2 protein-coding genes are annotated in these 6540 nt (G+C 66.2%); both read right to left on the bottom strand.

Annotation, left to right across the window (positions count from 1 at the left end):
* Window positions 1–993: 993 nt before the first annotated feature.
* A complete protein-coding gene (locus ACYQ1H_RS09715; protein WP_460027851.1) occupies window positions 994–3429 on the bottom strand; it encodes a phosphoketolase family protein in 2436 nt (811 codons plus the stop codon).
* Between the two features lie 128 nt (window positions 3430–3557).
* The gene (locus ACYQ1H_RS09710) at window positions 3558–6446 is read right to left on the bottom strand and encodes a discoidin domain-containing protein (RefSeq protein WP_460027850.1); all 2889 of its coding nucleotides are present in this window, start codon (window positions 6444–6446) and stop codon (window positions 3558–3560) included.
* Window positions 6447–6540 lie beyond the last annotated feature (94 nt).

Raw genomic sequence — 6540 nt, 5'->3', positions numbered from 1 at the left:
AACTCGACGAGTCTGCCCGAGCGGCATGACTCAAACCAGAGAGCCTCCGGAATTCTCGGGGCGGTTCAGTTCCGTATCGGAACACGGTGGACACAAAAAACCCGCGAAGCCTTGCAACTCGCGGGTTTCATGGATTGCCCAGGATGCCCTAGGACTTTCGATTGGTGCCCGAGGCCGGAATCGAACCGGCACGCCTTTCGGCGAGGGATTTTCTTACCACTTCGGCTTTCGCCGCCAGCGCGTGCGCTGTTCGTGGTCTGGAGCACGCCTTCACCATAGCCTTGCGGCCGTAGGTGCCCGCCGTCTGCTCTCTACACCTTCCCAGCTGGACGGCTTGGGCTTGGCTCGGCGTTGGCTCGGATGCCAAGGCATCCAGGGCGTTCGCCGACTTTGACGGGCTTCACCTCTGGGGTTTCCCCCGGAGGGCTCAAATTGTTCAAGTCCCTTGTGTCTACCGATTTCACCACTCGGGCGTAGCGCGATGCGCTGAAAACTCCTACCTCTCTCGACTGACTCCCAAGTTGGCCCCTGACCACCAGGCGGTGCTCGCAAGCCGTTGTCACTATTGGCCTTCCAGGGCAGTGGTGCAAGCAGAAAAGGCTTGACAAGACGGATTTTTTAAGTCTCTTGCGTCTACCGGTTTCGCCATCGGGGCTGGACAGGCTCGGCCTGCTGGCGGGCACAGGGGAGGGCGGCGTCGGGTGGCGGGATTGGTCATCGCTCCGGATCTGTTCCCCCCGCATTCGGTCAGGCGGGCATGGCAAGAATCCTGAGTGCTGATGAAGGTATGCCGGGCGCCCGATCATGCCTTCCGACCTGCCAATGAAAGACAGAAACCGCTGAATGGTAACACAGGCCGGGAAAGCCCGGCACCCGCCTCGCCCGGGGAAGGCGAGCGCAGACGGGCATGATCGGTTCGGCCCACAGCACCGAAATCGCATGCCCGTCGTCGTGGAGTTCGGGAATATATATGCCCGCCCGCAGGATGTTATGTCAGCCCGGCCAGCGCCAACCGGCCGCTTCCGGCAGGTCGATGCCGTGCTCGTGGGCATGGTGACGGCAGGCCAGCTGCTGGTTGCGGAACTTCTCCTTGGCATGCGCCCCGGCCACGCGGATTTTCTCCACCCGGTCGATCACGTCGATGGCCAGGCTGAAGCGATCGATCTGGTTGTTGATGGCCAGTTCCAGCGGCGTATTGATGTTGCCTTTTTCCTTGTAGCCGCGCACGTGCAGGTTGCGATGGTTGGTGCGCCGGTAGGCAAGGCGGTGGATCAGCCAAGGATAGCCGTGGAAATTGAAGATGATGGGCTTGTCCACGGTGAACAGGCTGTCGAAATCGCGGTCGCTGAGGCCGTGCGGATGCTCCGAGGCCGGTTGCAGCTTGAACAGGTTGACCACGTTGACAAAGCGGATGCGCAGCTCGGGGAACGCCTCGCACAGCATTGCGGTGGCTGCCAGCGCCTCCTTGGTGGGGATATCGCCGGCCGAGGCCATGACCACGTCGGGTTCCACGCCGGCATCGTTGCTGGCCCAGTCCCAGATGCCGATGCCCTTGGTACAGTGGATGATGGCGTCTTCCATGCTCAGGTATTGCAGGTGGTTCTGCTTGTCCGAGACGATGACGTTGACGTAGTTCTCGCTGCGCAGGCAATGGTCGGCCACCGACAGCAGGCAGTTCACATCCGGCGGCAGGTAGATGCGGGTCACCTCGGCGTTCTTGTTGACCACCAGATCGAGGAATCCCGGGTCCTGATGGGTGAAGCCATTGTGATCCTGGCGCCACACCGTGGAGGTGATCAGCAGGTTGAGCGAGGCGATCTCCTCGCGCCAGGACAGCTGGTTGCAGATCGACAGCCACTTGGCGTGCTGGTTGAACATCGAATCGATGACATGCACGAAGGCTTCGTAGGTGGAGAAGAAGCCATGCCGCCCGGTCAGCAGGTAGCCTTCCAGCATGCCCTCCAGGGTATGCTCGCTGAGCATCTCGATCACCCGGCCATTGCGGGCCAGCTCGCCGCCATCCGCGTCCTCGGGCAGCGACGCTTCGATCCAAAATTTCTTCGAGACCTCGTAGATGGCGTTCAGCTTGTTCGAGGTGTTCTCGTCGGGGCCGAACACGCGGAAATTGTGCCCGTTCGCCTTCATGACATCGCGCAGGAACACGCCCAGCGGCCGGGTGTTCTCCGCCTCGATCCGGCCTGGCTCGGGCACCTCGATGCCGTAGTCGCGGAAATCGGGCAGCCGTAGCGCCTTCTTCAGATGGCCACCGTTGGCGTGCGGGTTGGCGCCCATGCGGCGCGTGCCGCTTGGCGCATACGCGCGGATGGCGGCCACCGGTGTTCCATCGGCGTCGAACAGTTCCTCCGGCCGGTAGCTTCTCAGCCAGGCTTCCAGCAGGGCAAGGTGCTCGGAATTGCGCTTGACATCGGCCATCGGCACCTGGTGCGCGCGCCAGTAACCCTCAATCTTGTGGCCGTCGATCGTCGCCGGCGCGGTCCAGCCTTTGGGCGTGCGCAGCACGATCATCGGCCAGCGTGGACGCTGTACCGTGTCCGCGCCCCGGGCTTCCGACCGGATGGCGCGGATGCGCCCGATGGCGTGGTCCAGGGTGGCGGCCATGGCCTGGTGCAGGCTGTCCGGCTCCGAACCCTCGACGAACAGCGGCGTCCAGCCATAGCCTTCCAGCAGCCTGTTCAGTTCCTCATGGCCGATACGGGCCAGCAGGGTGGGATTGTTGATCTTGTAGCCGTTCAGATTGAGGATCGGCAGTACCGCACCGTCGCGGATGGGATTGAGGAACTTGTTGATGTGCCAGGACGTTGCCAGCGGGCCGGTCTCCGCCTCGCCATCGCCCACCACGGCCGCGACGATCAGGTCCGGATTGTCGAAGGCCGCACCGCAGGCGTGCGACAGCACATAGCCCAGCTCCCCGCCTTCGTGGATGGAGCCCGGCGTCTCCGGCGTGCAGTGGCTGCCGATGCCGCCGGGGAAGGAAAACTGCTTGAAGAAGGCGCGCAGACCCTCTTCGTCCAGGCTTTTGTCGGGGTAGATTTCCGAGTAGCTGCCCTCCAGATACACCGGCCCCAGCACGCCCGGCGCGCCATGGCCGGGACCGGCCAGGAAGATGGCGTCGAGATCGTACTGGCGGATCGCCCGGTTCAGGTGAGTCCAGGCGAAGGACAGGGCCGGGCTGGCGCCCCAGTGACCCAGCAGGCGATTCTTGATGTGTTCCGGTTTCAGCGGCTCCCGCAGCAGCGGATTGTCCTGGAGGTAGATCATGCCCAGCGCCAGGTAGTTGCAAGCGCGCCAGAAGGCATGGGTCCGGGCCAGTTCCGCGGCGCTCAGCGGAGCGCCCGTCACCGTGCTGCGAGCGAGGCCGAAACTGCTGATCTCGTCGTTGTCCTGATGGGGCAAGGCGGTTTCCGACATGATGGTTCCTCTGGGCAGTGGTCTGGATGATCGGTCGGGGGGCATTCTGGCATGGCAATGTGACAAGGGCGCCGCGTCCCGGGGTCACCTATGGGGTCCGTGTTCGGGCGGCGGTGGCGCGTCGACGTTCAGGGCGGTGGCGCCCGGTCGATCACCAGCCGGCGCAGGTCGGCAGGCGCCAGGATCGTTTCGCCATCCATCGCGCAAGGTCTTCCATCCGCCCAGGCCCTGCGGGCTCCCGGGAAACGAACCACGATCCGTTCCGGGAGCGGGCCGCCCAGCGACAGCTCGACGCAGGCCTGTGAGCGCTCGCGGGTGGCGGTGAGCGTGGCCAGCCCGAAAGACGTCGGTAGCTCGTGCAGCCGGATGCCGTCGCCGGACCACCAGGCGTCCGGCACGCTGCGCAACAGCTCCAGGGTTGTACCGTTCTCGCGCAGCAGCATGCGGCGGATCGCGGTGAAGAATTCGGCGCCGATCCAGGTGTGCGGCATGTCGCCGATGTATTCCGGCGCCCGCGGGTTGCCCCAGACCACTTCCGCCCAGCCGCGCCAGCCGGGCGGTCGGCGCCAGCTCAGCGCCTGTTCCAGCAGCGCACGGGCATCCTCGTGGCGCCCCAGCGCCACGAAGGCGTTGAGGTTGCGGATCTCGTAGGGCGTGAAGCCACCGTCGAAGCCGGGTTCGGCGATGATGGCCAGATGCCTGCGGTAGTCGTCGTAGGTCGGCTGCAGGCGCTCGGCCGGCAGCACATCCGCCACCCGGCAGGGTTCGAAGGCGATGGCGGTGGCGGTGGGATCCACATCCTCGCGGTCGGCCGAGGCCGGGATGAAGTCGTTGGGCATGGCTGCGGCGGTCAGACGTATCGATCGGCCCAGCCCTGCGGCGAAGGCCTCGCCCTTGGCGGCGGCTTCGGCGGCGATCGCACTGTCGCCCATTTCCCTGGCCAGAAACGCGCAGTTTCGCCAGGCACTGAGCGCGAAGAAGTTGTCCCAGTAACTGTAGGTTGGCTTGTTGTAGCCCTCATGGCTGATGGACGGCGCCAGGAGACCGTGGAACCGGCTGGCGGGACCGTGCAGGGCGTTGGTGCGGGCGCAGAGTTCGTCGAGGAAGCGTGTCGCCCGCACCACCGGTTCGAAAATGGCGGCGAGGAAATCCCGGTCGCGGCCGATCCGGTAGGTGTCGGCGGCGATGCCGACGAATTCACCCTGGGCGTCGAATTCGATGTCGCTGCCATAGCCCCGGTTCACGCTGCCGTCCGGGTTGAGGATTGGCGGTACCAGACCGCTCGGGTAGATGCGCGCCGCATACCACAGCACATAGCGCTGGGCCTCGTCGATCAGGCCCGCCCACAGCAGCGCCAGCGCCTGCGAGGCGCCGTCGCGGATCCAGGTGCGATCGTAGTGGCGCGGGCCGGGCTTGAAGGCATGGCGGGTAGCGTTGACGAGGATCAGGGCGATCTGCGCCTCGGCCGTCTCGCTGACATCCCGGTCGCCCACCGTGATGCGGCGCGGCCCGAGTTTTGCGCGCCAGGCGCCGATGACCGCTGCCCGCCGCGCATCGAAGTCGTCGATCGGCACGGCGGCGAGCTTCTCGCCCATGGGCAGGGCGACGACGACCTCGGTGCTGGCACCCGGCGCCAGCTCGAAGGCGAACTCGAAGGCGCCACTCACCAGGCCCGAGCCGGAGATGAGCGGATTGCGGGATGGCTGGGCCGCTGTCCCGATGAGGCGGACGACATCGCCATGATCGAAGTCGGCCAGCGTCGCGGCGTCGGGAACGCGCGAAAAGACCGCGTAGAGCTGCTCGTTGACGCGGACCGTCCGTTCCTCGTGGGCGACGGCATGGATGACGGCATGACCGCCGTGTTGCCAGTAGGGGTTGATCTGCACCGGCCGGACCGCCAGCACCAGCGCCCCCCGCCGCTGGCCGGAGCCGGTGTTGCGCAGCCGGTAGCGCACGAGGGCCGATCCGTCCTCTGCCAGGGCGCTGGCCTCGACATCGATGTCGCCGCAGGTCCAAGCGACGCTCGGGACCGGCCATGCGCCCTCGGCCAGGGAATGGCGCAGGTTGCCGGCGGCGGGGGCACCATGCAGCTGTCCCTCCAGCCGCAGCAGTGGCGTCAGCTGCCCAGCCTTGAGCCGTGGTTCGAGGTTGCCATACTCGTCGAACAGGGCTTCGGCATCCGTGCCGGGCTCACCCAGCACCGTCCAGTACACCTGCCGGCCCAGCAAGGCCTGCGGATACAGCTCGCCGCGACCCGCGGCGGCGGCCCGCTCCAGCTGCCCGATCGGCATGCGGTCCTTGTCGAGCAGGCGCAGCTTGAGTTCGTCGATGATGGCGCCGGCCGGTGTGCTTGTCGCGTGGACCGTCAGCCGGAAGTAGCGGGCGACGGTCGAGCGCCAGTAGAAATTGTCGTAATCCCCGTGGCTGGTGGTGATGCGGCCGACTTCACGAAACGTCTCGCCGTCGTCGGACAGGTGCACCGAGAATACCGTCCCCCAGCTGTCGCCCCAGTCGATCAGCGCGCCCAGAGGCAGGCGCGGATAGCCGAAATCGACGGTGATGCTGTCGCCGGCCGCCAGCGTCACCGGCGCCTGCCCGAGGGCGGAGAGACAGCTCGGTTCCCGCACCGACATGGCGTCCCCGGGCGCGTAGAGGTTGATCTCGACGATTTCCAGTGCCCGCGCCGGCATCGCGCTGGCGTCCGACCAGCGCAGGTGACGGGTTTCCACCGGCGTGAAGGCGAACACGTTCTGCCCACCCTCGCCATGGGCGGTGCCGCAGAGCGGCGTCCACTCCTCACCGTCCAGGGAGGTCTCGAAGCCGTAGACATCCGCCCAGTGCCGTCCCCAGTACACCTCGATGCCGCCCAGGGTGACCGTTTCGCCCAGGTCGATGCATAGCCAGGCCGTCGTCGCGAGGTCGGAGACCCAGGCGGTCGCATAGAGATCGTCGATCGCCGGGCGGGCATCGCCGCTGCTGGCCGTGATCCGCCATCGGGTTTTTGCCGGGATGCGCATGGATTGCCTCGCCAAAGGTGAATCAGGGGAAGACGCTCGCCTCGCGCGGCCGCGGCGATTCGGCCTTGCGCCGCGCATTGACGACCCGGCCGCC

It is taken from the genome of Methyloparacoccus murrellii (assembly GCF_054657115.1).
The sequence above is the reverse complement of the archived record's forward strand: the minus strand, read 5'-3'. Positions and strand labels throughout refer to the sequence as shown.